Genomic DNA, 24599 nt, shown 5'->3' with positions numbered 1-24599 from the left:
CGCGCTCCTCGGTGACCCGTTTGAGCTCTGCCTTGAGGCGTCGAATTTCGGCTTGTTGGTCTGCAGATTCGACCGGTGTGGCGCGCTTGGGGTCATAGCGTTTCAGCCATTGATACAGGCTGTGTGCAGAGACGCCGAGACGGCTGGCGACTTCGGCCACTGGGTAACCACGCTCGGTTACCTGTTTGACCGCTTCAATCTTGAACTCTTCGGGGAAACGCGGCTTGCTCATGACACCTCCTTGTGGGGCCTAGTGTGAGGCTCTCGAAGTGTCTAGGAAAGAAGGGGCGATTCAACCTACCGCGGCTGGCGTACCCACAGCAGAACGGCACATAGTTCTTGAGAGGCTAGTGCATGCAAATCCTACAGAACTGCGAGCTTGGGGAGATGCGATGAAGAATCAATGGGAGATACAAGGCGGTATGGGCCGACCAGGGGAAGACTGGAAAACGTTTGCAAAGATTTTGGCAAACACCAATTCGGGAGGCTTACCTTCACAGAGCTTGCCAGTAAAGTAAACAACTACCGTGACCGTTACTCGGCCAAAGCGGCCGGTGGCCTTCGCCATGAATAATGGCCGGTTCTAATTACAGACCGGCCATTGGCTACTTGAAAGGCTTAAGGTGTTGCTTTACCACGTAAGCTACGTCGGCATTCGCCCCAAGGCGATCTTGCTTGAGGCTCCAAACAAGGTGGTTTGTGAAGTGGCATGACTAGACTTGACCCGCTGTTCACAAGATGAACAACCACCGCCGATATCTTCCTCATAGTTCCCAGGGAAAATCGAGATACCTGTCATGCAACCCAAGGAGCCCATCCCGAGGCAACAGTGGATCATGCCCACGAGCCACAAAATAGAAGAGCCCGTTAACGAGTCTAACCCAACGAATAAACGCGGCTTCATTACTGAAATGTGGTGACCAAAAATACATCCCATTAAGGCCTTCATTGACCAGGCTCATGAATGCCTTCGGTTCAATGAGATTTTCCAAGCGGTAGATCATGGAGCCGTTCGGCATGCTCCTAGTAGAGTTGGGAGCATGTTCTGGGCAGAAAACATGAATTCCTAACACATGTGTGCGATGGCGTGCATCTCGCTCTGGATCACCTGAAGGGTGTGCCGCTGGGCCCCGAGCCGCTTCAACGATGATCGATCCCTGCAGGTTGTCTAGAATGTTGATTCCGCACTCAGCACAATAGAAGACTGGCCGCTTCCGGTAAATGTTGCTCTCTGTCTGCAATCGTCGGTGAGCTAAGTGCGCCCTTGGGAAATACTGTTGCACCAATCGCCGGCCCGATGAAAGTTCTAGCAATTGCTTTCTGATGCCGCTTCCATCGAGAATCTCCGCACCAAAGGCTCTTGATTGATCGGGGTTTGACTTCCACCCATTAAAGTCGGTAACTAGGGTATTGGTCGGATGAGTTGAGTACACCCCAAGGAAAGCATCGCAGTGATGTTTATGGACCCGCCCAGGAACGTCTTTCTCGTCAGCTGTGCCTACTGCCTTTCCATTGATGAAGTGCTTGCAACTAACGAGATACCGAACCTTTGTGTCAGCGAGAGTCCCTCGACGAGTCTCCTGAACGAGCATGTCGCGTCCGCCATCTGAACCCTCGCCGGGGCGCATGATAATTTCATATCCCATGCACTCTAGAAGATCACATGTAAACATCTCGAAATCGTTTGCTGTTTTGATCTCAGCGAAGTTGATTATGCTGTCCGATAACTTATTTTCCATGATCCGCTCTCTCGTGAGCCACAACCGCTCTTGAATGTAGCGGGCACTTACTGGCTGCTTTTAACCGATAGCAGTCATGCTATCACATTGGCATTATGGTCTGCTTTGGCCGACCAACCGCCAATGGGCCAGCCCGGTAGACGGCAGCTCGGCCATTTCAGCCAATAGGATCATTCAAACCGAACGACTGTAGTAAGCAATAAAGCGGACTGTGAAGGGGCTACGAAATTCGCAGCCCCGTTGCGGCAGCGGTAGATTAGTCAGAGCCATCGGCGAACTTCAGCCTTGTAGCGGCGATAGTCGTCGCCGAACTTTGCTTCGAGATAGCGCTCCTCGCGGGTGATCACCTGCGTCTGAATCGCGATTAGCACCAATGGGAGCAGGGCGAGAGCGATCGGCCCGTCCAAGCCGATCGCAAGGCCGGCATATATAAGCGCCATTCCGACATACATGGGATTACGGGTCCACCCATAGGGACCGGTCGTTGCGATGAGGGTTGTTGGCAGCGATGGCGGAACGTTGGTGCCCAGCCGTCGGAACAGGCCCGCCGCCGTAAGCATTATCACAGAGCCTGCAACGAACAGCAGCGCGCCCGCCCCGACCAGCAATCGCCAGTCGATGCCAAAAGAGCGAAGGGTGACGAACCGATCCACCGCCAGCCCCAACAGCAGCGCTCCCAGATAGACAAAGGGCGGAGGGAAGCGCACACCCGCAGTATCCAGTTTGATGTCCATGCTCATCTCCAATCTATGCTCTCAAACCAGCATCGACTGCTGGGCAAAGATACCCACCATCACGCCTTGCCATCTTTCCAGAGTCAAGCAGTGCAGAAGCCAGGGACGGCGAACTTCTGGAACAGGTGGGGCTTGGCGACGACGGATGAAGGATATGCTGGAAGTTTCGCAAGGAACTTGGGATCAGTAAAGGCGGCGCGGACTGCCTCTGTGGATTCCCACACGACATAGTTCAGGTAAGTTGGGCTATCGCCGATCGCTCGATGCAGCTGCATGGAAATGAAGCCCGGTGCCTTCGTTATAACCTCGGCAGCTGCCTTGAAAGCGTCCAGAAAGCCCGCTTCGTCGGCGGGATCGACGACTGTGAAGAGGTTGATGAGCACGAGAGGTGCAGCATCGATACCGAGTTGGCGGTCAAAAGGAAATTTCGCGTCCAACGGTTCGAATGGTTTTGCGGCGGTCATGGTGGTACTCCTGTCTATTGTGAAATTGAAACTGACGTGGTTGCTACTGCTTACTCTCAATCCAGCATCGACTGCTGGGCGAAGATACCCGCCATCGCACCCTGCCATGAAGACTGGGTAACCGAAGGCAGGAAGGGCGTGGCGAGGTCGCCAGCAGCATAGATGCCGGGTACGCTGGTTTGGCGACGCTCGTCGACCTTGATGACGGTACCAGTGGGCGTATCCACCGTGGCGAGGCCCAATGATTCATGCAGGCGTGTGGAGGGTTTGTTGCGAGGCTGTGCGAACAGGATGTCGACTGCGATATTGCGGTGGGTATCCAGATTGACGGTGGAGATATGGCCCTCGTGATGGGCAATCTCGGTGATCCGGCCATCGATGACCGGGATGTTGCGGTGTGCCAGATCGGCCTGGATGTCGGCCGCAATATCATGACCATCGGCGAAAACAGTCAGCTTATTGGTCCAATCGCGGAACAGTCTGACTGACTGGTGCGAATGCGGACCGGACCAAACGACACCCCAATGCTGGTCTGCGACTTCAAAACCGTCGCAATATGGGCAAGGTACGATGGACGTGCCCCAGCTTTCGGCAAAGCCAGGGACGTCAGGCAACTGATCAACGACGCCATAGCTCAGGATCAGGCGTCGTGCACTTAGGCTTTCGTGATCGTCAGTGACAACACAGAAATCGTCGATGGTGCCAGACACACTCTCCGCCCGAGCATTGACCAGCCTGATGGTGGGATAACGCGCCAACTGCTGCCGCGCCTCGGCCAAGATGTCCAGTGGAGGCTTGTGATCGTGGCCGAGCACACCATGTGAGTGGTGACCGAAGCGATTACGCGGCCGACAAGTGTCGAGGACCGTAACCTTGCGGCGGGCACGGCCGAGCTGCAGGGCGGCGGCCAGGCCGGCAAAGCTGCCGCCAATGATGATGACGTCATTCATGGTAGTGGGCTTCGTGTAGTGGATGGAAGGAGTAAGTTGAGACTGGATTACACGTTTAGATACTGTATAGTATCGTAATGTGTTATTTTAGATACTGTCAAGTACTGTAATTGTCATGACAAAAAACAACCAAAGCCGGCGTGGTCGGCCCGTCAATGAGGCGCTGCGTCAAACAATAGTCGACGCCGCCCTCGAACTCTTTGTGGAATTGGGTTTTCAAGCGACGACAATGGACAAGGTTGCCCAACGAGCGAAGATATCCAAGCTGAGCATCTATCGGCACTTTGAGAACAAGGAGGCTCTATTCAGCGCGGCGATGGTGGCCCACTGCCATCCATTTGCATCACAGGGACTGCTTGAAGGTGTCGACGGTTCGGCCGAAGATCAACTCATGGCGATGGGGTCCTCCCTGCTTCACACACTATTGAGCGCGGACGTCCGCAGTGTCGAAGCCATGGTCTTGGCCGATAAGACGAATCAAAAGTCCTTAAGCAAGCTTCATTACGAAGCCGGGCCCGCCCATGTCATTGCCCAGATCGAGGCTGTATTGCGTCAGTTGCACGCGCAAGAGATTCTGAACATACCCGATGCTCACCGGTCCGCCCGCTTGTTTGCCGCGCTTTTCAAAGGATCTGATCTGCTGCTGATCGCACGTTTCGATGAGGCGAGAGCAGAGGACGATAACGAAATCGAATCCTATTGCCGGTCGGCCGTGACCATGTTCATTGCTGCACACAGTTGTAACGACCGGCAAACTCTTCTGCCTCAGGAAGAGTGAGGCTAGTGGTCGCGCAGACAGCTTTGTGCGCAACTTATACCGTTTAAGCAAGGAGGGCTGAATAACCGCCTTGGCTGATCAGTACCCAGTCGGCTTACTCCCTGAATGGCCGGTTCGCATCTGAAACCCACCGCAGAGCCGTCGAGATGTCGAACGTCTCTTGCGGGTCGTAGGCTGGCACAGGGGGAGACTTAGGCCACTTACGGCCAGAGTCGGACCTCAGCGTGGGCATGGTTATTTCAGCAAGATAACCTGTAATGACTAAGTAGCTTCGAATTCGATGACCGACATACTCGCCAAGATTTCCGAACATATCGCTAAGCGTTTTCATGTTTCTCAACATCGCGCAGACCAACTTGCGCAGAATGCCGCAACAGCAATGGAGGCACATGGAGTAAGCCTCGATGACTGGGATACGGTTACGAAGGTGATAGAGGTTGTAGTGAAAAATTGGATAAGGAATGGAATTTAACCATCTTGGCGCAATCTTCACGTCGTGACAGCAACGTCCGCTTTGGGTCGGTAACGGCCAAAGCGGCCAGTCATCGGTATGGTACGCAACGGCGGGTTTGCAAATAGTATCGGACACGCTGAGTTCATGCCGTAGCAACGCAGCGATCAGGATTCGCATGCAACTTGCGCTTAATTCAGACTGAGCGCTGCCGGAGTAACAGCCATGCCACTCCGGCAATGATAGCGCCGGCATAGAAGGTTGTTGATGCACCCCAGTACTGCCACAGGCTGCCTGCAATCACGCTGGCCAGCAGCATGGCCAGTCCACTGAGCAGGTTGAAGACGCCAAAAGCCGTCCCCTTCATATCACTGGGCGTGGTATCGGCGACCATGGTGGCCAGTATGCCCTGGCTGAAGCCCATGTGTAGTCCCCACAGCGCGGCACCTACATAGACGGCGCTGATGCTTGTTGCCTGACCTAGTACCAGATCGGCGACCACTAGCAAGCCCAGACCGTAGCCCAGCAGATGCCGACGGCTGATGCGATCGGATAGCCAGCCAGCTGGATAGGCGGATGCCGTATAAAACACCGACATGACCACCATTACCAACGGCACCCAGCTGCTGCTAATCCCCATTTGCTGGGCACGCAGAATCAGGAAGGCCTCGCTGAAACGAGCCAGGGTGAATACGGCACCGATCAGCACAATCCACCAGTAATTCATGCTGAACCTGCTCAACTGCTCACGATGAATCGGGGAGCGGAAACGTCCTGTTGCTGTCTCCCGTACCGGTTCCTGCACCCCGAACATGATCAGTACGATAACCAGAGCTGCCGGCACGACAGCAAACCAGAGCACCTGCTGGATGTTGTTCAACCACAGCATCAGGGCAATGGCCAGGCCCGGCCCCATAAAGGCACCCACCGTATCCATTGACTGGCGCAGCCCAAAGCAGGCACCACGGATTTCTGCTGGAGCCACATCTGCCACCAGCGCATCACGTGGAGCCCCCCGGATACCTTTGCCGATCCGGTCCAGAAAGCGCGCCGTAAGTACGGTCTCGATGGAGTGTGCCAGCGGGAACAGTGGCTTGGTCAGGGCGGCCAACCCGTAACCCAGCAGCAGCAAACCTTTGCGTTTGCCGATGTAATCGCTGAGTGCTCCGGAAAACACTTTAATGATCAGTGCGGTGGCTTCGGCGATGCCTTCGATGATGCCGATGGACAGTACGCTGGCCCCCAGCGTTGTTGCCAGAAAAACCGGTAGCAGGCTATGAACCAGTTCCGATGACACATCCATGCACAGGCTGACAAATCCCAGCGCCCATACCGTCCTGGGAATGGCGGGCAAGGCCGTTTTGGGTGTGGTGACCGGGCTTTCCATCTGCGTCCTTAATACAGATTAATGGTAATGGCGAGGTATGAGGCCAGGTTGAGAGAAGCAAGTAGATGATTGCTGCCACGCTAATGGCAAACAGCCCAAGAACAGCCGTGCCCAGTACGCCAATGTGTTCAGGATGCCTTGTGACGCACATCGCAAGTTATCCCTCAAGACGGTGCGAGTTGATAGTCAAACTGGTAGTAATGCTGCCCGTCGCGAATGTCTATTTCCATCGTGCCGCTTAAACCTTGCAATTCACCAGTTCCGGAATCCGGTACAACCTGCACCGTCAGCGTGCGCTGTCCTTGCGCCATCACTCCAAAGTGCATTAAGGCAAAACTACCTTCTAGACCTGCCAGCCTGCCTTCCACTCTCTCCATCGCTACATAGCCTGCTGAGCCCGGCTGGGTACCATTGCTGGCCAGCATTTCACCCAGACTATTGGCATCTAGGTCACCATAGAAGGTTTTATGGATGGCCCGCCGGTTCAATTGCGCAGCCTCTGTGCCAGGTGCTGCAGGATGTACGGGTAAGGTGATGTCAAATTGACCCTTGGCTTGCATGATGCTTTCCTGAAAAAATGTAATGTGGATGCAATTATGCGAGTTCGACAAACCCTTATTGTCAAACCTATTCTTGCCGGAATAGTAGAACAGGTAATGATTCTTGATGATTGGAAAAACACGACCAACCCTGGCTACGATTGCAGAGCCTGCTCGCGGCGTGCTGAATCTGAATCTGTCTGACGCCAGGTTTTCCCACCTGCGCAGCCCGCCATCTGAGCAGCTATCTACCTGGGTTGAACATTATTGGTATGTTGGCTGGGACTTCACCGGGCAGCCACCTCAGCGGCAACAGACCCTGCCTCACCCCAATGTTCACCTAGTCATCGAGGACGGTCAGGCGCACCTGTGGGGCCCACGGCGTTTACGCTTCAGCAAGACGCTTTCCGGTCGTGCCTGGGCATTTGGAATCAAGTTTCGTCCCGCATCTTTTCAGCCTTTTTTGAACCGTGCGGTGCACTGCCTGGCTAATCGCACTATTCCAGCCTCAGAGGTATTTGGAACCAGGGTCAGTAGATTGATTGGGAATGAGACATGGCCGGAGATGGGCGATTTGAAAGACCAGGCTGAAGCATTATTGCTTGAGTGCTTGCCGCAGGTCTCTCCGCTGGTGCCGCAGCTGAATGAGCTGGTTGCAGAAATTGCACGCAACAGTGTTTTAACCTCGGTAGCCCAGCTCAGCACACTGAGCGGCAGGAGCGAACGCCAGCTGCAACGCTTGTTTGCCAACTATATCGGTGTCAGTCCCAAAGCAGTGCTTGCCCGCTATCGGCTCCATGAAGCATTGGCGCTGATGCAAAGTGGAATGGCTCCCACGTGGACAGAACTCGCACTCCGGCTGGGGTATTTTGATCAGGCACACTTCATCCGGGACTTCACCCGAATGGTCGGCCAGCCGCCCCAGAAATATGTACAAGCTCAATGCCAAGATTGAAGCATTAGGTCTATCCCAACCACAGCGGATAGTGTGATAAGTCTGCCTAGACAGAAGTCATAGTCGATAAATCTTAAGACCGTTTTGGGCAGGGAGCAGCCGATCCTGAGATGGACTCCTACGGTCCGCTTCGGCCGACGAACGGCCCCTTCGATCATTCCCTTGCGAATCAAACCCAACAATCTCAAACGAAAAGAGGCCCTTCCGGGCCTCTTTGTTTAGTACAACTGGCAAGAAACAGATCATGTCATCGTCGTGACAGACTTCATTACCTCGTGACAGACTTTATTCTTTCTGATCAGCATTGCCTTGCGGACTCGAGCTTGCAAGGCTGGCGGCTCGAAGGCTGTGAAATAGGGATAGAGCGTAAGCGCATCAATGATGAAATCAATCGTTATGCCATGCTCGGTCGGGATGTTATCGACCAGTAGCCAGCTGAAAAGGGAGCCCTCCACGCAAAGTGCCGCGAGCCGTACCAAAAATATCCGGACGAACCGGGCTGAGGAGAAGCAGGCTAATCGTCAGACGGAGGCATTCCGCTTTGCTGCAGATCCGCCTACGCAGTCCAGGGGCGCAGACATCCTGCCGTTTCCCAGGCCGCAAGTTGCTAACTACAGTGAACCGGACATTACCGAAATTCTAGGAACCCTCGGGGGGGACGATGAGTAAGCCGTCTGATGTATGGCCTTAGAACATCTAACACTCAAACATTGAGCAAACAACAGATCATGTCGCCAGAAAAGCAAGAACCCCCGTGCAAACGGGGGTTCTTGCGGCCTGGACGCAGCTGCTTACTTAGTACTCAATCCGTAAAGTAAAGAACTTTATTAACTGGTTAAGAACTTTATTTTCCGGTAAAGCACTTTATTATTTCATAACAGCCCGTCGGGACTACATCTGGTTCTTACTCAACGGTCACACTCTTGGCCAGGTTACGCGGCTTGTCAACGTCGGTACCACGCGCCAGAGCTACGTGATAGGCCAGCAGCTGTACCGGGATGGTGTGCACAATGGCGGACAGCACGCCGACATGGCGCGGGGTGCGGATGACATGCACGCCGTCGGATTCGCTGAAGTGGCTGTCCAGGTCGGCAAACACAAACAGCTCGCCGCCACGGGCGCGCACTTCCTGCATGTTCGACTTCACCTTTTCCAGCAGCACGTCGTTGGGGGCAATCACCACCACCGGCATGCTTTCGTCCACCAGCGCCAGCGGGCCGTGTTTCAGCTCGCCTGCCGGGTAGGCTTCGGCATGGATGTAGGAGATTTCCTTGAGCTTGAGTGCGCCTTCCAGCGCAATCGGGTAGTGCAGGCCACGACCGAGGAACAAGGCGTTTTGCTTGGCGGCAAACTTGTCGGACCAGGCCTTGATCTGCGGCTCCAGATTGAGCGCATGTTGTACCGAACCGGGCAGCTGGCGCAGGGCTTCCTGATAGCCATGTTCGGCCCGTGCATCCACACGACCACGCAGCTTGCCCAGCGTTACCGCCAGGGCAAACAGGCCCACCAGCTGGGTGGTGAAGGCCTTGGTGGAGGCCACGCCGATTTCGGCACCGGCACGGGTGTAGAACACCAGTTCGCTGGCGCGCGGAATGGCGGATTCACGCACATTGCAGATGGACAGTGCCATGCTGTGGCCCAGTTCCTTGGCGTATTTCAGCGCCTCCATGGTGTCCAGCGTTTCGCCGGACTGGGAGATAGTGACCACCAGGTGCTTGGGGTTGGCAAAGGCAGCGCGGTAGCGGTATTCGCTGGCGATTTCCACATCGCAGCTGATGCCGGCAATGCTTTCGATCCAGTATTTTGCGGTCAGACCGGCGTAGTAGCTGGTGCCGCAGGCCAGAATCTTCACGCCTTCCACTTGCGGCAGCAGTTCGGCGGCACGCGCGCCAAACAGCCCGGCAGCAAAGCCGTTTTCCAGCACTGCTTCGATGGTATCGGACAGGGCCTTGGGCTGCTCGTGGATTTCCTTTTGCATGAAGTGGCTGTACGGGCCCAGCTCCAGCGAGGCCAGCGATACGTCGGACACATGTACGGCGCGCTCGATCACCTGGTCGTTCTTGTCATGCAGGACAACGCTATCGCGGGTGAGCAGGCCGATATCGCCCTCTTCCAGGAAGATGACACGACGGGTGGCGGACAGAATGGCAGATACGTCGGAAGCGATGAAGTGCTCGCCCTCGCCCAGGCCCACCAGCAGCGGGCAACCCATGCGGGCGCATACCAGCTCGTCCGGACGGTCCAGTGCGATGACGCCGATGGCGTAAGCACCGGTCAGCTCGCGGGTGGCTTGCTTGACGGCGTCAAACAGGCTGACACCGCCTTGATAGTAGTGATGCACCAGGTGGGCAATCACTTCGGTATCGGTCTGCGAGGTGAATTCGTAGCCCAGTTCCTTCAGCCGCTGGCGTTGCTCTTCGTGGTTTTCGATGATGCCGTTATGCACCACGGCAATCTTGCCAAAGGAGATATGCGGGTGGGCATTGTGCTCGGTTACGCCGCCGTGGGTAGCCCAGCGGGTATGGCCGATGCCAAGCGTGCCTTGCAGGTTTTCGGCGGCGGCGGCAGCTTCCATTTCGGCCACGCGACCGACACGGCGTACGCGGCTGATGGCATCGCCGGTGTGCACCGCGATACCGGCGGAATCATAACCGCGATATTCCAGGCGCTTGAGGCCATCAACCAGAATGGGAACTACATTGCGCGCCGCAATGGCGCCTACGATGCCACACATTATTTTCTCCTTGCGCTGTCGCTGCCAGCGGGCGCACAGATCAGCGTGATGCCCTTGGCCTGAATGATGTCCCTGGATTCCGCCGGCAGCGCCTCATCGGTAATCAGGGTATGAATGTTGTGCCACGGCAATTCCAGATTGGGAATGCGGCGGCCTATCTTGTCCGACTCCACCATGACGATAACTTCGCGTGCCACCTCGGCCATCACCCGTGACAGGCCAACCAGCTCGTTGAAGGTGGTGGTGCCGCGCTCCAGGTCGATACCATCGGCACCGACAAACAGCTGATCGAAGTCGTAAGAGCGCAATACCTGCTCGGCTACCTGGCCCTGGAAGGATTCGGAGTGCGGGTCCCAGGTGCCGCCAGTCATCAGCAGCGTTGGCTCGTTTTCCAGCTCGCGCAGCGCGGCTGCAACATTGAGCGAGTTGGTCATCACCACCAGGCCGCGCTTGCTGCTGAGCAAAGGAATCATGCCGCTGGTGGTGGTGCCGCTGTCGATGATGATGCGGTTGTGGTCGCGTATGCGCTCTGCTGCTGCACGGGCGACATCCAGCTTGCGGTCAGACACCACGCCCACTTCTGGCGCGACTGCCATTTCGCTGGGCAGCGATACAGCACCACCGTAGCGGCGCAGCAGCAGGCCGCCGGTTTCCAGCAGGGCCAGATCCTTGCGTATGGTCACTTCGGAGGTGGCAAAGCGGCGTGTCAGGTCATCGACACTTACCTCGCCCCGCTCCTGTACAAGTGTGGCGATGGCGTGGCGGCGTTGCTGGGTATTTCGTTTGGTCATTGAAACATTTCGTTTCGAAAGTTTTGCCATGATAACTGCTGACTATTTCAGCAGCAATCACATATCCACCTGAATTTAGAAATTTTCTTCTGAAACGAAAGAAATACGACACCTGTTTTGGGATTTTCCAAAAGAAACGCCCGCAGGCCTTCCGTAAGGAAAGCGCAGCGGGCATGTGGCCAGCGACGATGGCGGGGGATCAGCTCTTTTTCTGTGGGCGCTTCCAGCCGGCAATCGTAACCTGGCGCGCACGGGCCACGGTGAGCGTATCGGCAGGGGCGGTGCGGCTGATCACCGAACCAGCACCCACTGTAGCGCCGGCTTCCAGGGTGACCGGTGCCACCATCAGCGTGCCGGAGCCGACAAATACATTGTCCTGAATCACGGTCTTGAATTTGTTGACGCCATCGTAATTGCAGGTGACCGAACCTGCACCCACATTGACCTTGCTGCCGATCTCGGCATCACCGATGTAGGTGAGGTGATTCACCTTGGAACCCAGGCCAATACTACTCTTTTTCACTTCGACAAAGTTGCCGATATGCACTTGGTCAGCCAGCACCGCACCAGGACGCAAACGGGCATACGGGCCGAGTCGGCAATCAGCGCCCACCACGGCATCTTCCAGATGAGAGAAGGCGGCGATGCGGGTACCAGCAGCCACTTTGACGTTTTTCAGCACGCAATTGGCGCCGATGACGACATTGTCGCCCAGCTCCACCGTGCCTTCGAACACGCAGTTGATGTCGATGCTGACATCACGACCATGTGTTAACTGACCACGGATATCGATACGGGCCGGGTCGGCCAGCGTGACGCCAGCAGTCAGCAGCGCGCGCGCCTGGTTTTGTTGCAGGATGCGCTCCAGCTCGGCCAGCTGCAGCTTGTTGTTGACGCCGGCAGCTTCCCACGAGGCAGACACGCTGGCGCTTTCCACCGTCACGCTATCGGCTACGGCCAGTGCCAGCACGTCGGTCAGATAATATTCGCCCTGGGCATTGCCATTGCGCAGTGCCTGCAGCCAGCCAGAGAGCTGGCGGTTGGGCAGCACCATCATGCCGGTATTGATTTCACGGATGGCCAGCTGTTCTGGCGAGCAATCCTTGTGTTCGACAATGGCCTTGAGTTTGCCATCGGCACCGCGCAGCATGCGGCCATAACCGGTAGCGTCGGCCAGAATATCGGTCAGCACTGCCATGCCATCGCCGGCAACACTGATCAGTTGTTGGAGTGTTTCACTACGGGTGAGCGGCACATCGCCGTACAGTACCAACGTCTTGCCGGTTGGTGGCAAGGCTGGCAGCGCCATCTTCAATGCATGTCCGGTGCCCAGTTGCTCGGCCTGTTCTGCCCAGACAATATCTTCGTCCTTGATGGTTTGGCGTACCTGATCGCCACCAAAGCCATACACCACCACCAACTGGGAGGGGTTCAGCGAGCGGGCGGTAGCAATGACGCGGGCGAGCATCGGTGCGCCACCGATGGGGTGCAATACCTTGGGCATGGCAGAGTACATACGGGTACCCTTGCCTGCCGCCAGAATGACAATACTGAGGCTGTCCATGCGAGCTCTTTAACTGACCAAAAATGAAAAAGGCTGCCACTTAAGTGGCAGCCTGCAACTATACACGATTCGTTCCCGCGCTTTTAGTGCACACGTTTCTTGAGGTAGTCCAGCGCCTTGAGCTGGGCAATGGCCACTGCCAGGGCAGCGTGAGCCTTTGCCGTGCTCAGGTCGTCGGTTGCATGCTGCAGGGATTCCTCTGCAGTACGCTTAGCCTCATTGGCGCGCGCTTCGTCGAGATCCTCGCCGCGGATCGCCGTATCTGCCAGGACGGTGATGTGGGTGGGCTGCACTTCCAGCATGCCGCCAGAGACAGCCACCAACACTTCTTCCTTGCTACCCGGTACGGTCATGCGCAGTACACCGGGTTTGATACGGGTCAGGAGCGGCACGTGTCGCGGATAGACACCGATCTCACCTTCCAGTGCCGGGGCAACCAGAAACTCGGCTTCACCCGAGTAGATGAGTTCTTCAGTGCTTACCACTTCCACATGCATCTTGGACATAAGCCCTCTCCTTAATTAAAGGGTCTTGGCTTTCTCAGCGGCTTCTTCAATAGAGCCAACCATGTAGAACGCTTGTTCCGGCAGGTGGTCGTATTCGCCAGCGAGAATCGCCTTGAAGCCCTTGATGGTGTCGCGCAGGGAGACGTATTTGCCCGGGGAACCGGTAAATACTTCAGCCACGTGGAAGGGCTGGGACAGGAAGCGCTGGATCTTACGTGCGCGTGCCACCACCAGCTTGTCATCTTCCGACAGCTCGTCCATACCCAGAATCGCGATGATGTCGCGCAGTTCCTTGTAACGCTGCAGTGTGGATTGCACACCACGGGCTACGGAGTAGTGCTCGTCACCAACCACCAGCGGGTCCAGCTGACGCGAGGTCGAGTCCAGCGGATCCACGGCCGGGTAGATACCCAGGGCAGCGATATCACGGGACAGAACCACGGTAGCGTCCAAGTGGGCGAAGGTGGTTGCCGGAGACGGGTCAGTCAAGTCATCCGCAGGGACGTATACGGCCTGGATGGAGGTAATGGAACCATCCTTGGTCGAAGTAATACGTTCTTGCAGACGGCCCATTTCTTCGGCCAGTGTCGGCTGGTAACCCACTGCGGAAGGCATACGGCCCAGCAGAGCGGATACTTCGGTACCGGCCAGGGTGTAACGGTAGATGTTGTCTACGAACAGCAGAACGTCACGGCCCTTGCCGGAAGCGTCCTTCTCGTCACGGAAATGCTCGGCCATGGTCAGACCGGTCAGTGCAACGCGCAGACGGTTACCCGGCGGCTCGTTCATCTGGCCATACACCATCGCAACCTTGTCCAGTACGTTGGAGTCCTTCATTTCGTGGTAGAAGTCGTTACCTTCACGGGTACGCTCACCTACACCAGCGAACACGGACAGACCGGAGTGGGCCTTCGCGATGTTGTTGATCAGTTCCATCATGTTCACGGTCTTGCCTACACCAGCACCGCCGAACAGACCAACCTTACCACCCTTGGCAAACGGGCAGAGCAGGTCAATCACCTTGATGCCGGTTTCCAAGAGGTCGGTAGCGGAAGACAGCTCGTCAAACTTCGGAGCAGACTGGTGAATGGCGCGACGTGCGTCGGTAGCCACCGGACCAGCTTCGTCAACCGGGTTACCCAGTACGTCCATGATGCGACCCAGGGTGGCGTTACCAACCGGCACCGAAATCGGTGCGCCGGTATTGGCTACAGCCATGCCACGCTTCAGGCCGTCCGAGCTACCCATCGCAATGGTACGGACCACGCCGTCACCCAGCTGTTGCTGGACTTCGAGCGTCAGGTCAGCGTCAACCAGCTTCAGGGCATCATAAACCTTCGGCATGGCGTCGCGCGGGAATTCCACGTCGATCACCGCACCAATGATTTGTACGATTTTGCCTTGGCTCATTATCGGTTCCTAAACATTTAACTTTTACAGTCTGTGTACGGCTTACACCGCTGCGGCACCAGCCACAATCTCAGACAGCTCAGTGGTAATTGCCGCTTGACGGGCCTTGTTGTACACAAGGCGCAGCTGCTTGATCGTATTACCCGCGTTGTCGGTTGCAGCTTTCATGGCCACCATACGCGCTGCCTGTTCGGAAGCCATATTTTCGGCCAGAGCCTGATAAACCACCGACTCCAGGTAACGCTTGACCAAGAACTCCATCAGGCTGGGGGCATCCGGTTCGTAGAGGTAATCCCACGAATGCGAGTGCTCCACCACCATGTGTTGCGGAGTCAACGGCAGGAGCTGTTCGAGCGTCGGTTCCTGCTTCATCGTGTTGATGAAACCGGAGTAGACGATGTAAACCGCGTCCAGTTCGCCTTCAGCGTACTGTTTGAACAGCACTGTAAGCGGGCCAATTAGTTTGTCCATCTTCGGCACATCACCGAGCTGGACTGCGCTAGCCACGACATTAAGGCGAGCACGCTGGCAGGCAGCAACGGCTTTTTGGCCGAGGCAGCACACGTCGATTTCGACGTTTTGTTCCTGCAGTTCCTTGACCTTGGCATAGAAGCGCTTGAACGAGTTCACGTTCAGGCCGCCACACAGGCCCTTGTCAGAGGAAACCAGGATAATACCAGCGCGCTTGACAACGTCACGGCGTGCAAGCAGTGGATGACCAAGATCCGCGTTTGCCTGAGCAAGGTGCGCCATAACCGTGCGCACCTTCTCAGCATAAGGACGGGCAGCGCGCATACGCTCTTGCGTTTTGCGCATCTTGGAGGTTGACACCATTTGCATCGCGCGAGTGATCTTCTGCGTGTTTTGCACGCTTCGGATCTTGGTGAGAATCTCTTTACCGACTGCCATTCCTGAACCTTTCTTTAGCTACGACGTGAGTCGAAAGGCTCAGTTGAAGCTGTAGCCAGCCTTGAACGATTCCATCGCCTTGGCCAGTACCTTCTCGTTGTCGCCGGACAGGTCGCCCGAAGCGTTAACGGTGGCCAGCAGGTCGCTGTGGTTCGCACGCACATAAGCGAGGAACTCAGCTTCGAATGCCAGGGCCTTTTTCACCGGTACGTCTTCGTAGCTACCCTTGTTCACAGCCCACAGGGTCAGTGCCATTTCGGCAGTGGCCAGCGGTACGAACTGCTTTTGCTTCATCAGTTCGGTAACCACTTCACCGTGTTGCAGCTGCTTGCGGGTAGCTTCGTCCAGGTCGGAAGCGAACTGCGAGAACGCAGCCAGTTCACGGTACTGGGCCAGGGCCAGACGGATACCGCCACCGAGCTTCTTGATGACCTTGGTCTGGGCCGCACCACCCACGCGGGATACCGAGATACCGGCGTTGATGGCCGGACGGATACCTGCGTTGAAGAGGTCGGATTCCAGGAAGATCTGGCCGTCGGTAATGGAAATCACGTTGGTCGGAACGAAGGCAGAAACGTCACCAGCCTGGGTTTCGATGATAGGCAGTGCGGTCAGCGAACCGGTCTTGCCCTTCACTTCGCCGTTGGTCAGTTTTTCCACTTCATCCGCGTTGATGCGGGAAGCACGTTCCAGCAGACGGGAGTGCAGGTAGAAAACGTCACCCGGGTAAGCTTCACGGCCCGGCGGACGACGCAGCAGCAGGGAGATCTGACGGTAGGCAACGGCTTGCTTGGACAAGTCATCGTATACGATCAGAGCATCTTCGCCACGGTCGCGGAAGTATTCGCCCATCGCGCAACCGGAGTACGGGGCGATGAACTGCAGGGCAGCGGCTTCGGAAGCGGTAGCGGCCACGATGATGGTGTGACCCAGCGCACCGTGCTCTTCCAGCTTGCGTACCACGTTGGCAATGGAAGACGCTTTTTGACCTACGGCAACGTAGATACAAACAACGCCAGTGCCTTTTTGATTGATGATGGCGTCCAGAGCAACGGCAGTCTTGCCGGTCTGACGGTCGCCAATGATCAGCTCACGCTGGCCACGGCCTACCGGTACCATGGAGTCAATCGCCTTCAGGCCGGTCTGCATCGGCTGGGATACCGACTGACGCGCAATCACGCCCGGCGCGATCTTTTCGATCGGGCTGGACAGCTTGGCGTTGATCGGACCCTTGCCGTCGATCGGCTGGCCCAGGGCGTTAACAACACGGCCCACCAGTTCCGGACCTACCGGCACTTCCAGAATGCGACCGGTACACTTGACTTCGTCGCCTTCGGAAATGTGTTCGTACTCACCCAGAACCACGGCGCCGACAAAGTCGCGCTCCAGGTTCATGGCGAGGCCGTAGGTGTTGCCCGGGAACTCGAGCATTTCGCCCTGCATCACGTCTGCCAGACCGTGGACACGAACGATACCGTCGGTCACGGAAATGACCGTACCCTTGGTACGGACTTCAGCGCCTTCAGCCAGGTTCTGAATCTTGGCCTTGATCAGATCGCTGATTTCAGAGGGGTTCAACTGCATGATCTCTCCTAATTCTTGAGGCTTGCCGCCATCGCTTGCAGCTTGCCGCGCACGGAACTGTCGATGACATCGTCACCAACCAGCACGCGCACACCACCGATCAGATCGGCATTGTCACGCACATCAAGACGTACGGTTTTGCCGTACTGCTTGGAAAGCGTGCTGGTGAGTTCGGCTTTCTGTTCTTCGGTCAGCGGAAACGCCGTTTCAACTTGCGCATCAACGATGTTTTCCGCTTCAGCCTTGAACAGTTCAAACTGACTGGCGATATGCGGCAGCAGCATCAGGCGGTGGTTCTCGATCAGGGCGACCAGAAAGTTTTTCACGCTTTCATTGGCACGCTCGCCGAGGACTTCCAGCATCAGCGCCTCAACCTCTTTTGCGGTATGTTTCGGATTGGTGACAACTTCGACCATATCCGGGTTGTTCACCATGGCAGCCAGCCACGCAAGCGCATCGGACCACTGGTCCAGCGTACGCGTTTCGGTGGCGAGGCTGTATACCGCTTCGGCGTAGGGCCTTGCGACGGTAATGAGTTCTGCCATGAGTTAATTAAAACTCCGCTTTGATGGAGGAAAGCAGGTCGGCGTGCTTGGCTGCATCGATCTCTTTGCGCAGGATCTTCTCTGCACCGATGACGGCCAGTTGGGCCACATGCTCACGCAGGGCTTCCTTGGCACGCATCACTTCCTGATCGATCTGACCCTTGGCGTCAGCCACAATGCGAGCACCTTCAGTGCTGGCATTGTCCTTGGCTTCGTCCACGATCTGGGTAGCACGCTTCTCAGCAGTAGCAATGATTTCCATTGCTTGCTGCTTGGCCTTGCGAACTTCGTCCGCAACGCGCTTTTCAGCGGCTTCCAGATCTTGCTTGCCACGTTCTGCAGCGGCCAGGCCGTCTGCAATACGCTTGGCACGCTCTTCCATCATATTGGTAAGCGGAGGCCAAACAAACTTCATGGTGAACCATACCAGGATGGCGAACGTGATCGCCTGGCCCAGTAGTGTTACGTTAAATTCCACGCTTGTTTTCCTCCAGAGAATGACTTCTACACCAACCGTTTACTGACTAAAAATTAGCCACCCAGAGCTGCTTTGGCAGCGGACAGGAACGGGTTGCTGAAGGTGTACAGCATGGCAACGCCCACACCGATCATGGAAATCGCATCCAGCAGACCGGCGATAATGAACAGCTTGGTTTGCAGAACCGGGATCATTTCCGGTTGACGGGCGGAGGCCTCGAGGAACTTGCCACCCAGAATGGCGAAACCGATAGCAGTACCCAGAGCGCCCAGGCCAATGATCAGAGCAGCTGCGATAGCGGTCATCGACTGAATCTGAGAAACGAGTGCTTCCATTATTTATCTCCTAAGACTTATGCAAGGATGGTTGGTAAAAAAAACTAAAACAAAGGTAAAGCTCTAAAAAAAAACAGATACCACGAAACTCTTAGTGCGCTTCCACTGCCAGGCTCAGGTACACGATGGTCAACATCATGAACACAAAGGCCTGCAGAGTGATGATCAGAATGTGGAAAATGGCCCACGGTGCACCCAGAATCCACTGCGCGCCCCAGGGCAACAGTGCGATCAGGATGAAGATCAGTTCGCCGGCATACAGGTTACCGAACAAACGAAGCGAGAGAGAGATCGGCTTGGCGGCCAGTTCGACCAGCTGAAAAATGAAGTTCAGCGGGGCCAGGATGATGGCGCCAATCGGGTTGTGGGTGTGGAACGGTGCGGTCAGCAGTTCCTTGCCCCAGCCGCCCAGGCCCTTGGCCTTGATGGAGAAGCCGATGATGCACAGGAACACGGACAGCGACATGGCGAAGGTGGCATTCACGTCAGCGGACGGTACCGAACGGAAATAAACGTGATGTGCTTCCAGACCGAAGAAGGTGTGGCCGATCCACTGGGCAATGTTGGGCAGCAGGTCAACCGGCAACATGTCCATGGCGTTCATCAGGAAGATCCAGCAGAAGATGGTCAGCGCCAGCGGGGCGATGACATTGCTCTTGGCATGGAAAATTTCTTTTACCTGGGTATCGACCAATTCGATGATGGATTCGACAAACAGCTGCAGCTTGCCCGGATTTTCCAGGCTGGCACGACGAGCCACCATGGCGAATACGCCGGCAAACACGAAAGCCAGGAACAGGGAAACGGAGAAGGTGTCTACGTGCAGGCTCCAGAAGCCGCGAGCCGGGGACGGATCGGAGTTCCAGAACGTAAGGTGGTGATTAATGTACTCAATTGCGTTGCTTGCCATCGCTCTTTTCTCAATTATTTGATTAGAAGCCCTAACCAGTAGCCGGACACCGTGGCAAAAAAGCCTGCCAGCAAACCCACTACCGATAAATCCTTGAAAAACACCAAAGATGCACCAAACATTAAGACAGTCAGAATGAATTTGACTGCCTCTGCCATGAAGTGCGCCTTCATCAGCACCGCAGGTGGGACATGCCGCTTGGCGTAGGCGATTCTTGCATACACTGCGGCGGGAATAAGCGCCGACAGCCCCCCAAGCAGAACCGACACCGGAACAGCAACGGTGCCGGCACTTAGCACGGCACCAAGTAGTACAGCCACTACAAGCAATTTTGCTTGCAGGCGCAGTACGCGCCCGACTTCCGGATTTTGCATGTCCGACACTTAAAAAATCGCTCGATTATAGGCTGAGCGCTTGATTTGCGTCAAACTGAACATCACCCGCACCATTGCAGTGCAACATAAAATCATTTGCTTGATTTTGCTTGAAGTTTTTCAAGCAATCGTTCGAGGTCGTCCAGGTTGGCATACTCCACCTGCAAACGCCCCTGCCCACGCGCACCGTGGCGAATGCTGACCTTGGCACCAATGCGCTCGGACACCTCTTGCTCCAAGCGGGCAATATCCGGATCCACCCGCTTTTCCGCTACCGGCAGTGTGGTTTTTTGGTCAGACAATTGTTGTACGCGGCGCTCCACTTCACGTACCGACCAGCCCTTTTCCACCGCCTGATGTGCCAACTCAAGCTGCTGTACCACCGGCAAGGCCAGCAAGGCACGGGCATGCCCCATTTCCAGCTGATTCTGATGCAGCATGGTCTGCACCGGTTCTGGCAGTGCCAGCAGACGCAACAGATTGGATACCGCGCTGCGCGAGCGGCCCACGGCATCGGCAGCTGATTCGTGCGTCAGGCCGAATTCGCTGATCAGCCGCTTGAGGCCCTGCGCTTCTTCGATGGGATCCAGCTCCTGGCGCTGGATGTTTTCGATCAACGCCATGGCCAGGGCCGCTTCATCGGCCACCGTTTTCACCACTGCCGGCACGTCGGCAAGACCTGCCTTGCGGGCTGCACGCCAGCGGCGCTCACCGGCAATCAGCTCGTACTCGCCGAGGCCAACTTCGCGTACCACTACCGGCTGGATCACACCTTGAGCACGGATGGAGGCGGCCAGTTCATCCAGCGCGGCCTCGTCCATGTGGCTGCGCGGCTGGTATTTGCCGGGACGGATCAGGTCGATGGAAAGCGTGGTGAGGCGGTCATCCGCCACTGCGCTGGTGGCGAGGAGCGCGTCTAGACCGCGCCCGAGTCCTTTGAGTTTGGCCATGTTGTCAGACAGATGGAGTTGCGGTTGCGGGTTCGAGGCGGGCAGTCAGTTCCTGTGCCAGCGTGAGATAAGCTTGTGCGCCCCGGGCATTGCGGTCGTATACCAAGCCGGGCAGGCCGTGGCTGGGTGCTTCGGCCAGGCGCACATTGCGCGGGATGACGGTTTCGAACACCTTGTTGCCAAAGTGGCTGGCCAGTTGTTCGGACACCTGCTGTGAAAGATTACTACGTGCATCGAACATGGTACGCAGCAGACCCATGATTTCGATACGCGGGTTCACAGCAGCGCGCACCTTGCGCAAGGTGGTGACCAGATCGGACAGCCCTTCCAGCGCATAGTATTCGCACACCATGGGAATCAGCACGCTATTGGCGGCCACCAGCCCGTTGAGAGTCAGCAGATTGAGCGAGGGCGGGCAGTCGATCAGCACGTAATCATACTGTTCTTCTACCGTGCTCAAGGCATTCTTGAGCCGGGCTTCGCGGGCCAGTTCGTTCACCAGTTCCAGCTCGGCACCACCCAAGTCGCGGTTGGCCGGTAAGACATGGTAGCCACCCTCTTTCGCTGGCTGCCGTGTTTCTTCCACCGAAGCATCACCCAGCAGCACATGATAGACGGAGCGCTCCAGCGCCTGCTTGGCAATGCCGCTACCCATGGTGGCATTGCCCTGCGGGTCGAGGTCGACAATCAACACCCTGCGGCCCAGCTCGGCCAGACCTGCGGCCAGGTTGACCACGGTGGTGGTCTTGCCGACCCCACCTTTCTGATTGGCAACCGCGATCACGCGTGCATTCATTTAGCCACCATTCTCACCAGATGGCGTTCGGCGTCCAGACCGGGCACCGACACCGGTAGTACTTCGGCTACCGCTACCGTTTCCGGCAGCAGCGAGATTTCTTCGTAAGGATACACACCCTTCATGGCGAGGTATTGACCACCGTCGGCCAGCAAGTGCGGCGTCAGGCGGACAAATTCGGCCAGTTCGGCAAAGGCGCGGCTGGTGATGCGATCGAACTTGTGTTCCGGCTGATAGGCTTCCACCCGGCTGGTGATCACCTCGACATTGGGCAGGCCCAGCTCGATGACCGCCTGGCGCAGGAAGGTGGTTTTCTTGTGGTTGGCATCCAGCACCACCACTTGCAGGTCGGGACGGGCAATGGCCGCCGGAATGCCCGGCATGCCGCCACCAGAGCCTACATCCAGCAGGCGGGTGCCACCGTTCAGGTGCGGCACCAGCGACAGGCTGTCCAGCAGATGGTAGCTGACCATGCGCTGCTCTTCGCGCACGGCGGTCAGGTTGTAAGTGTGATTCCACTTGGCCAGCAGGTTCAGATAGCCGTCCAGCAAGGCCAGCTGTTGTTCGGTAAGGCCCAGGGCCAGCTGTTCCAGCCCTTGTTTCAGTTCTGCAGTATGTGTCATGCGCTTGGCTTGCAATTATTCGGTTTTGGCGTCGGCAAAGCCGCGCTTCAGATGCACCATCAGCAGGGAAACTGCCGCCGGGGTAATGCCCTGGATGCGCGAAGCCTGACCCAGGGTTTCCGGGCGTTGCTGATTCAGTTTTTGCTGTACTTCCTTGGACAAGCCCTTGACCAGGCCGAAGTCGATATCGGCAGGCAGGCGGATGTCTTCCAGGTTGTCGCGGCGCGCCAGCTCTTCGTTCTGACGGTTGATATAGCCTTGATATTTGACCTGAATTTCCACTTGCTCGGCAACCACGTCATCCGCCACACCACCTGCGGCTTCGGGCAGGGCCATCAGGTCGCGGTAAGCGACATTGGGGCGCTTGAGCAGGTCGAACAGGTTGTACTCGCGCTCAATCCCTTTGCCCAGCAGGGCTTCCAGCGCAGCGGCATCCTGCAGCTTGGCCGGATGCAGCCAGGTGGTTTTCAGGCGTGCGGTTTCGGCTTCCACCGCGTCACGTTTGCGACAGAAGGCATCCCACTGCGCATCGCCAACCAGGCCGAGCTTGCGGCCCATTTCAGTCAGGCGCAAGTCGGCATTGTCTTCGCGCAGCTGCAGGCGGAACTCGGCACGGCTGGTAAACATGCGGTAAGGCTCGGACACACCCTTGGTGATGAGGTCGTCCACCAGCACGCCCAGATAGCCCTCGTCACGACGCGGACACCAGCCGTCTTCATCACGCGAATACAGGCCAGCGTTGAGGCCAGCCAGCAGGCCTTGTGCGGCCGCTTCTTCATATCCGGTGGTGCCGTTGATCTGCCCGGCAAAGAACAAGCCTTTGATGGACTTGGTTTCCAGCGTGGATTTGAGGCCACGCGGGTCGAAATAATCGTATTCGATGGCATAGCCAGGACGCAGGATATGGGCGTTTTCCATGCCACGGATGGAACGCACTGCAGCCAGCTGAATATCAAACGGCAGGCTGGTGGAAATTCCGTTGGGGTAGAACTCGTGCGTGGTCAAGCCTTCCGGCTCCAGGAATACCTGATGGCTGTCCTTGTCGGCAAAGCGGTTGATCTTGTCCTCGATGGACGGGCAGTAACGCGGGCCCACCCCTTCAATCACGCCGGTAAACATCGGGCTGCGCTCGAAACCGGAACGGATGATGTCGTGGGTTTGCTGATTGGTGTGGGTAATCCAGCACGGCAGCTGCTTGGGATGCATGCTGCGCTGGCCACGATAGGAGAACACTGGCTCCGGGCTATCACCCGGCTGTTCTTCCATCACCGAGAAATCAATGCTGCGGCCATCAATGCGCGGCGGCGTGCCGGTCTTGAGACGGCCCACCGGCAAGTCCAGCTCGCGCAGACGCGCGCCCAACGTGGAGGCGGCCTGATCGCCAGCACGGCCACCGGTGTAGTTTTCCAGGCCAACGTGAATCTTGCCGGACAGGAAAGTACCGGCAGTCAGCACCACGGTACGGGCACGAAACACGATGCCGATGGCGGTAATGGCACCAGCCACGTGATCACCCTCAACCAGCAAATCATCCACCGGCTGCTGGAACAGCGTCAGGTTGGGCTGGTTTTCCAGCATTTCGCGGATGGCCGCCTTGTACAGGATGCGGTCGGCCTGGGCACGGGTGGCACGTACCGCCGGCCCTTTCGAGGCATTGAGGGTGCGGAACTGGATGCCGCCGATATCGGTGGCCAGCGCCATGGCGCCGCCCAGCGCATCCACCTCTTTCACCAGATGCCCCTTGCCGATGCCGCCAATGGACGGATTGCACGACATCTGACCCAGGGTCTCGATATTGTGGGTGAGCAGAAGCGTGGCGCGGCCCATGCGGGCTGCGGCCAGCGCGGCCTCGGTGCCGGCGTGTCCGCCGCCAACCACGATCACGTCAAACTGTGTGGGATAAATCATCTGGCTGTACTCGGCAGCCCGTGCGCAAGACTGAGGCCGGGCGAAGCGTGCAGGAAAAACGGCCTATTCTACGGCAAAACCGATAGCAAGGTAAGTCATTGATTTGTTTCACCCCTACTGTAACCCGCGCTTAAAACGCAGGTCATTCACAAGTCATATGACGGAAATGTCCTCGTCAAACTGTA

25 protein-coding genes are annotated in these 24599 nt (G+C 56.8%); 2 read left to right on the top strand and 23 right to left on the bottom strand.

Annotated features, from left to right (window positions below; genetic code table 11):
* The 5 genes from ACODR9_RS10415 to ACODR9_RS10395 all read right to left on the bottom strand — a co-directional run.
* Window positions 1–232 (bottom strand): transposase (locus ACODR9_RS10415; protein ID WP_488809172.1); only part of this gene is annotated, 232 nt, incomplete at its 3' end.
* Between the two features lie 532 nt (window positions 233–764).
* Complete coding sequence (locus tag ACODR9_RS10410; RefSeq protein ID WP_488809171.1) at window positions 765–1739, bottom strand: restriction endonuclease; 975 nt, start codon at window positions 1737–1739, stop codon at window positions 765–767.
* A gap of 260 nt (window positions 1740–1999) precedes the next feature.
* Entirely contained in the window at window positions 2000–2473 is a 474-nt protein-coding gene (locus ACODR9_RS10405) for a methyltransferase family protein (protein ID WP_488809170.1), read from the bottom strand.
* A gap of 83 nt (window positions 2474–2556) precedes the next feature.
* Window positions 2557–2937: an antibiotic biosynthesis monooxygenase family protein gene (locus ACODR9_RS10400; RefSeq protein ID WP_488809169.1), complete on the bottom strand. Its 381-nt coding sequence runs from the start codon at window positions 2935–2937 to the stop codon at window positions 2557–2559.
* 56 nt (window positions 2938–2993) lie between these two features.
* Entirely contained in the window at window positions 2994–3887 is an 894-nt protein-coding gene (locus tag ACODR9_RS10395; RefSeq protein ID WP_488809168.1) for an NAD(P)/FAD-dependent oxidoreductase, read from the bottom strand.
* A gap of 115 nt (window positions 3888–4002) precedes the next feature.
* On the opposite strand from ACODR9_RS10395, the gene ACODR9_RS10390 reads away from it, so the two are divergent.
* Window positions 4003–4665 (top strand): TetR/AcrR family transcriptional regulator, encoded by a 663-nt coding sequence (locus tag ACODR9_RS10390; protein WP_488809167.1) that lies wholly within the window; start codon window positions 4003–4005, stop codon window positions 4663–4665.
* 647 nt (window positions 4666–5312) lie between these two features.
* Here ACODR9_RS10390 and ACODR9_RS10385 read toward each other — a convergent pair.
* The gene (locus ACODR9_RS10385) at window positions 5313–6503 is read right to left on the bottom strand and encodes an MFS transporter (protein ID WP_488809166.1); all 1191 of its coding nucleotides are present in this window, start codon (window positions 6501–6503) and stop codon (window positions 5313–5315) included.
* 164 nt (window positions 6504–6667) lie between these two features.
* The gene (locus tag ACODR9_RS10380) at window positions 6668–7063 is read right to left on the bottom strand and encodes a DUF3224 domain-containing protein (protein ID WP_488809165.1); all 396 of its coding nucleotides are present in this window, start codon (window positions 7061–7063) and stop codon (window positions 6668–6670) included.
* 106 nt (window positions 7064–7169) lie between these two features.
* Here ACODR9_RS10380 and ACODR9_RS10375 point away from each other — a divergent pair, with 106 nt between their 5' ends.
* A complete protein-coding gene (locus tag ACODR9_RS10375; protein ID WP_488809176.1) occupies window positions 7170–7997 on the top strand; it encodes a DUF6597 domain-containing transcriptional factor in 828 nt (275 codons plus the stop codon).
* A 904-nt stretch (window positions 7998–8901) separates the two neighbouring features.
* Here the strand turns inward: ACODR9_RS10375 and glmS are convergent.
* The 16 genes from glmS to mnmG form a co-directional block, all read right to left on the bottom strand.
* Window positions 8902–10731 (bottom strand): glutamine--fructose-6-phosphate transaminase (isomerizing), encoded by a 1830-nt coding sequence (gene glmS, locus ACODR9_RS10370; protein ID WP_488809164.1) that lies wholly within the window; start codon window positions 10729–10731, stop codon window positions 8902–8904.
* Window positions 10731–11522, bottom strand: coding sequence for a DeoR/GlpR family DNA-binding transcription regulator (locus ACODR9_RS10365; protein ID WP_488809163.1), 792 nt, complete (start codon window positions 11520–11522; stop codon window positions 10731–10733). The genes glmS and ACODR9_RS10365 overlap by 1 nt, the downstream gene beginning before the upstream one ends.
* A 199-nt stretch (window positions 11523–11721) precedes the next feature.
* Entirely contained in the window at window positions 11722–13086 is a 1365-nt protein-coding gene (gene glmU / locus ACODR9_RS10360; protein ID WP_488809162.1) for a bifunctional UDP-N-acetylglucosamine diphosphorylase/glucosamine-1-phosphate N-acetyltransferase GlmU, read from the bottom strand.
* A gap of 83 nt (window positions 13087–13169) precedes the next feature.
* Window positions 13170–13592: a F0F1 ATP synthase subunit epsilon gene (locus tag ACODR9_RS10355; protein WP_159874696.1), complete on the bottom strand. Its 423-nt coding sequence runs from the start codon at window positions 13590–13592 to the stop codon at window positions 13170–13172.
* 15 nt (window positions 13593–13607) lie between these two features.
* Window positions 13608–15002: a F0F1 ATP synthase subunit beta gene (gene atpD, locus ACODR9_RS10350; RefSeq protein WP_159874695.1), complete on the bottom strand. Its 1395-nt coding sequence runs from the start codon at window positions 15000–15002 to the stop codon at window positions 13608–13610.
* A gap of 42 nt (window positions 15003–15044) precedes the next feature.
* Window positions 15045–15911, bottom strand: a complete 867-nt coding sequence (atpG, locus tag ACODR9_RS10345; protein WP_045847705.1) for a F0F1 ATP synthase subunit gamma — start codon at window positions 15909–15911, stop codon at window positions 15045–15047.
* 39 nt (window positions 15912–15950) lie between these two features.
* Window positions 15951–17495 (bottom strand): F0F1 ATP synthase subunit alpha, encoded by a 1545-nt coding sequence (gene atpA, locus ACODR9_RS10340; protein ID WP_159874694.1) that lies wholly within the window; start codon window positions 17493–17495, stop codon window positions 15951–15953.
* Window positions 17496–17503: 8 nt separating this feature from the next.
* Window positions 17504–18040, bottom strand: a complete 537-nt coding sequence (locus tag ACODR9_RS10335) for a F0F1 ATP synthase subunit delta (protein ID WP_199104245.1) — start codon at window positions 18038–18040, stop codon at window positions 17504–17506.
* A 7-nt stretch (window positions 18041–18047) separates the two neighbouring features.
* On the bottom strand, window positions 18048–18518 hold the full coding sequence (locus ACODR9_RS10330; RefSeq protein ID WP_488809161.1) for a F0F1 ATP synthase subunit B: 471 nt from the start codon (window positions 18516–18518) through the stop codon (window positions 18048–18050).
* Window positions 18519–18571: 53 nt separating this feature from the next.
* The gene (atpE, locus tag ACODR9_RS10325) at window positions 18572–18853 is read right to left on the bottom strand and encodes a F0F1 ATP synthase subunit C (protein ID WP_045847701.1); all 282 of its coding nucleotides are present in this window, start codon (window positions 18851–18853) and stop codon (window positions 18572–18574) included.
* Window positions 18854–18944: 91 nt separating this feature from the next.
* Window positions 18945–19763, bottom strand: coding sequence for a F0F1 ATP synthase subunit A (gene atpB / locus ACODR9_RS10320; protein ID WP_159874691.1), 819 nt, complete (start codon window positions 19761–19763; stop codon window positions 18945–18947).
* Between the two features lie 14 nt (window positions 19764–19777).
* Window positions 19778–20137 carry an ATP synthase subunit I gene (locus ACODR9_RS10315; RefSeq protein WP_159874690.1) on the bottom strand — a complete coding sequence of 120 codons (360 nt, stop codon included), beginning with the start codon at window positions 20135–20137 and terminating at the stop codon, window positions 19778–19780.
* A 92-nt stretch (window positions 20138–20229) separates the two neighbouring features.
* Complete coding sequence (locus ACODR9_RS10310) at window positions 20230–21087, bottom strand: ParB/RepB/Spo0J family partition protein (RefSeq protein WP_488809160.1); 858 nt, start codon at window positions 21085–21087, stop codon at window positions 20230–20232.
* Window positions 21088–21091: 4 nt separating this feature from the next.
* Window positions 21092–21883, bottom strand: coding sequence for a ParA family protein (locus ACODR9_RS10305; RefSeq protein WP_488809159.1), 792 nt, complete (start codon window positions 21881–21883; stop codon window positions 21092–21094).
* The gene (rsmG, locus tag ACODR9_RS10300) at window positions 21880–22506 is read right to left on the bottom strand and encodes a 16S rRNA (guanine(527)-N(7))-methyltransferase RsmG (protein ID WP_488809158.1); all 627 of its coding nucleotides are present in this window, start codon (window positions 22504–22506) and stop codon (window positions 21880–21882) included. The genes ACODR9_RS10305 and rsmG overlap by 4 nt, the downstream gene beginning before the upstream one ends.
* A gap of 15 nt (window positions 22507–22521) precedes the next feature.
* The gene (gene mnmG, locus ACODR9_RS10295) at window positions 22522–24414 is read right to left on the bottom strand and encodes a tRNA uridine-5-carboxymethylaminomethyl(34) synthesis enzyme MnmG (RefSeq protein WP_488809157.1); all 1893 of its coding nucleotides are present in this window, start codon (window positions 24412–24414) and stop codon (window positions 22522–22524) included.
* Between the last annotated feature and the right edge of the window lie 185 nt (window positions 24415–24599).

The sequence above is a fragment of the Aquitalea sp. FG25 genome (assembly GCF_057809375.1).
The sequence above is the reverse complement of the archived record's forward strand: the minus strand, read 5'-3'. Positions and strand labels throughout refer to the sequence as shown.

Coding starts and splice junctions, on each gene's coding strand:
- ACODR9_RS10410 (WP_488809171.1), bottom strand. CDS start 1,739: ATGGAAAATAAGTTATCGGACAGCATAATCAACTTCGCTGAGATCAAA.
- ACODR9_RS10405 (WP_488809170.1), bottom strand. CDS start 2,473: ATGGACATCAAACTGGATACTGCGGGTGTGCGCTTCCCTCCGCCCTTT.
- ACODR9_RS10400 (WP_488809169.1), bottom strand. CDS start 2,937: ATGACCGCCGCAAAACCATTCGAACCGTTGGACGCGAAATTTCCTTTT.
- ACODR9_RS10395 (WP_488809168.1), bottom strand. CDS start 3,887: ATGAATGACGTCATCATCATTGGCGGCAGCTTTGCCGGCCTGGCCGCC.
- ACODR9_RS10390 (WP_488809167.1), top strand. CDS start 4,003: ATGACAAAAAACAACCAAAGCCGGCGTGGTCGGCCCGTCAATGAGGCG.
- ACODR9_RS10385 (WP_488809166.1), bottom strand. CDS start 6,503: ATGGAAAGCCCGGTCACCACACCCAAAACGGCCTTGCCCGCCATTCCC.
- ACODR9_RS10380 (WP_488809165.1), bottom strand. CDS start 7,063: ATGCAAGCCAAGGGTCAATTTGACATCACCTTACCCGTACATCCTGCA.
- ACODR9_RS10375 (WP_488809176.1), top strand. CDS start 7,170: ATGATTGGAAAAACACGACCAACCCTGGCTACGATTGCAGAGCCTGCT.
- glmS (WP_488809164.1), bottom strand. CDS start 10,731: ATGTGTGGCATCGTAGGCGCCATTGCGGCGCGCAATGTAGTTCCCATT.
- ACODR9_RS10365 (WP_488809163.1), bottom strand. CDS start 11,522: ATGACCAAACGAAATACCCAGCAACGCCGCCACGCCATCGCCACACTT.
- glmU (WP_488809162.1), bottom strand. CDS start 13,086: ATGGACAGCCTCAGTATTGTCATTCTGGCGGCAGGCAAGGGTACCCGT.
- ACODR9_RS10355 (WP_159874696.1), bottom strand. CDS start 13,592: ATGTCCAAGATGCATGTGGAAGTGGTAAGCACTGAAGAACTCATCTAC.
- atpD (WP_159874695.1), bottom strand. CDS start 15,002: ATGAGCCAAGGCAAAATCGTACAAATCATTGGTGCGGTGATCGACGTG.
- atpG (WP_045847705.1), bottom strand. CDS start 15,911: ATGGCAGTCGGTAAAGAGATTCTCACCAAGATCCGAAGCGTGCAAAAC.
- atpA (WP_159874694.1), bottom strand. CDS start 17,495: ATGCAGTTGAACCCCTCTGAAATCAGCGATCTGATCAAGGCCAAGATT.
- ACODR9_RS10335 (WP_199104245.1), bottom strand. CDS start 18,040: ATGGCAGAACTCATTACCGTCGCAAGGCCCTACGCCGAAGCGGTATAC.
- atpE (WP_045847701.1), bottom strand. CDS start 18,853: ATGGAAGCACTCGTTTCTCAGATTCAGTCGATGACCGCTATCGCAGCT.
- atpB (WP_159874691.1), bottom strand. CDS start 19,763: ATGGCAAGCAACGCAATTGAGTACATTAATCACCACCTTACGTTCTGG.
- ACODR9_RS10315 (WP_159874690.1), bottom strand. CDS start 20,137: ATGCAAAATCCGGAAGTCGGGCGCGTACTGCGCCTGCAAGCAAAATTG.
- ACODR9_RS10310 (WP_488809160.1), bottom strand. CDS start 21,087: ATGGCCAAACTCAAAGGACTCGGGCGCGGTCTAGACGCGCTCCTCGCC.
- ACODR9_RS10305 (WP_488809159.1), bottom strand. CDS start 21,883: ATGAATGCACGCGTGATCGCGGTTGCCAATCAGAAAGGTGGGGTCGGC.
- rsmG (WP_488809158.1), bottom strand. CDS start 22,506: ATGACACATACTGCAGAACTGAAACAAGGGCTGGAACAGCTGGCCCTG.
- mnmG (WP_488809157.1), bottom strand. CDS start 24,414: ATGATTTATCCCACACAGTTTGACGTGATCGTGGTTGGCGGCGGACAC.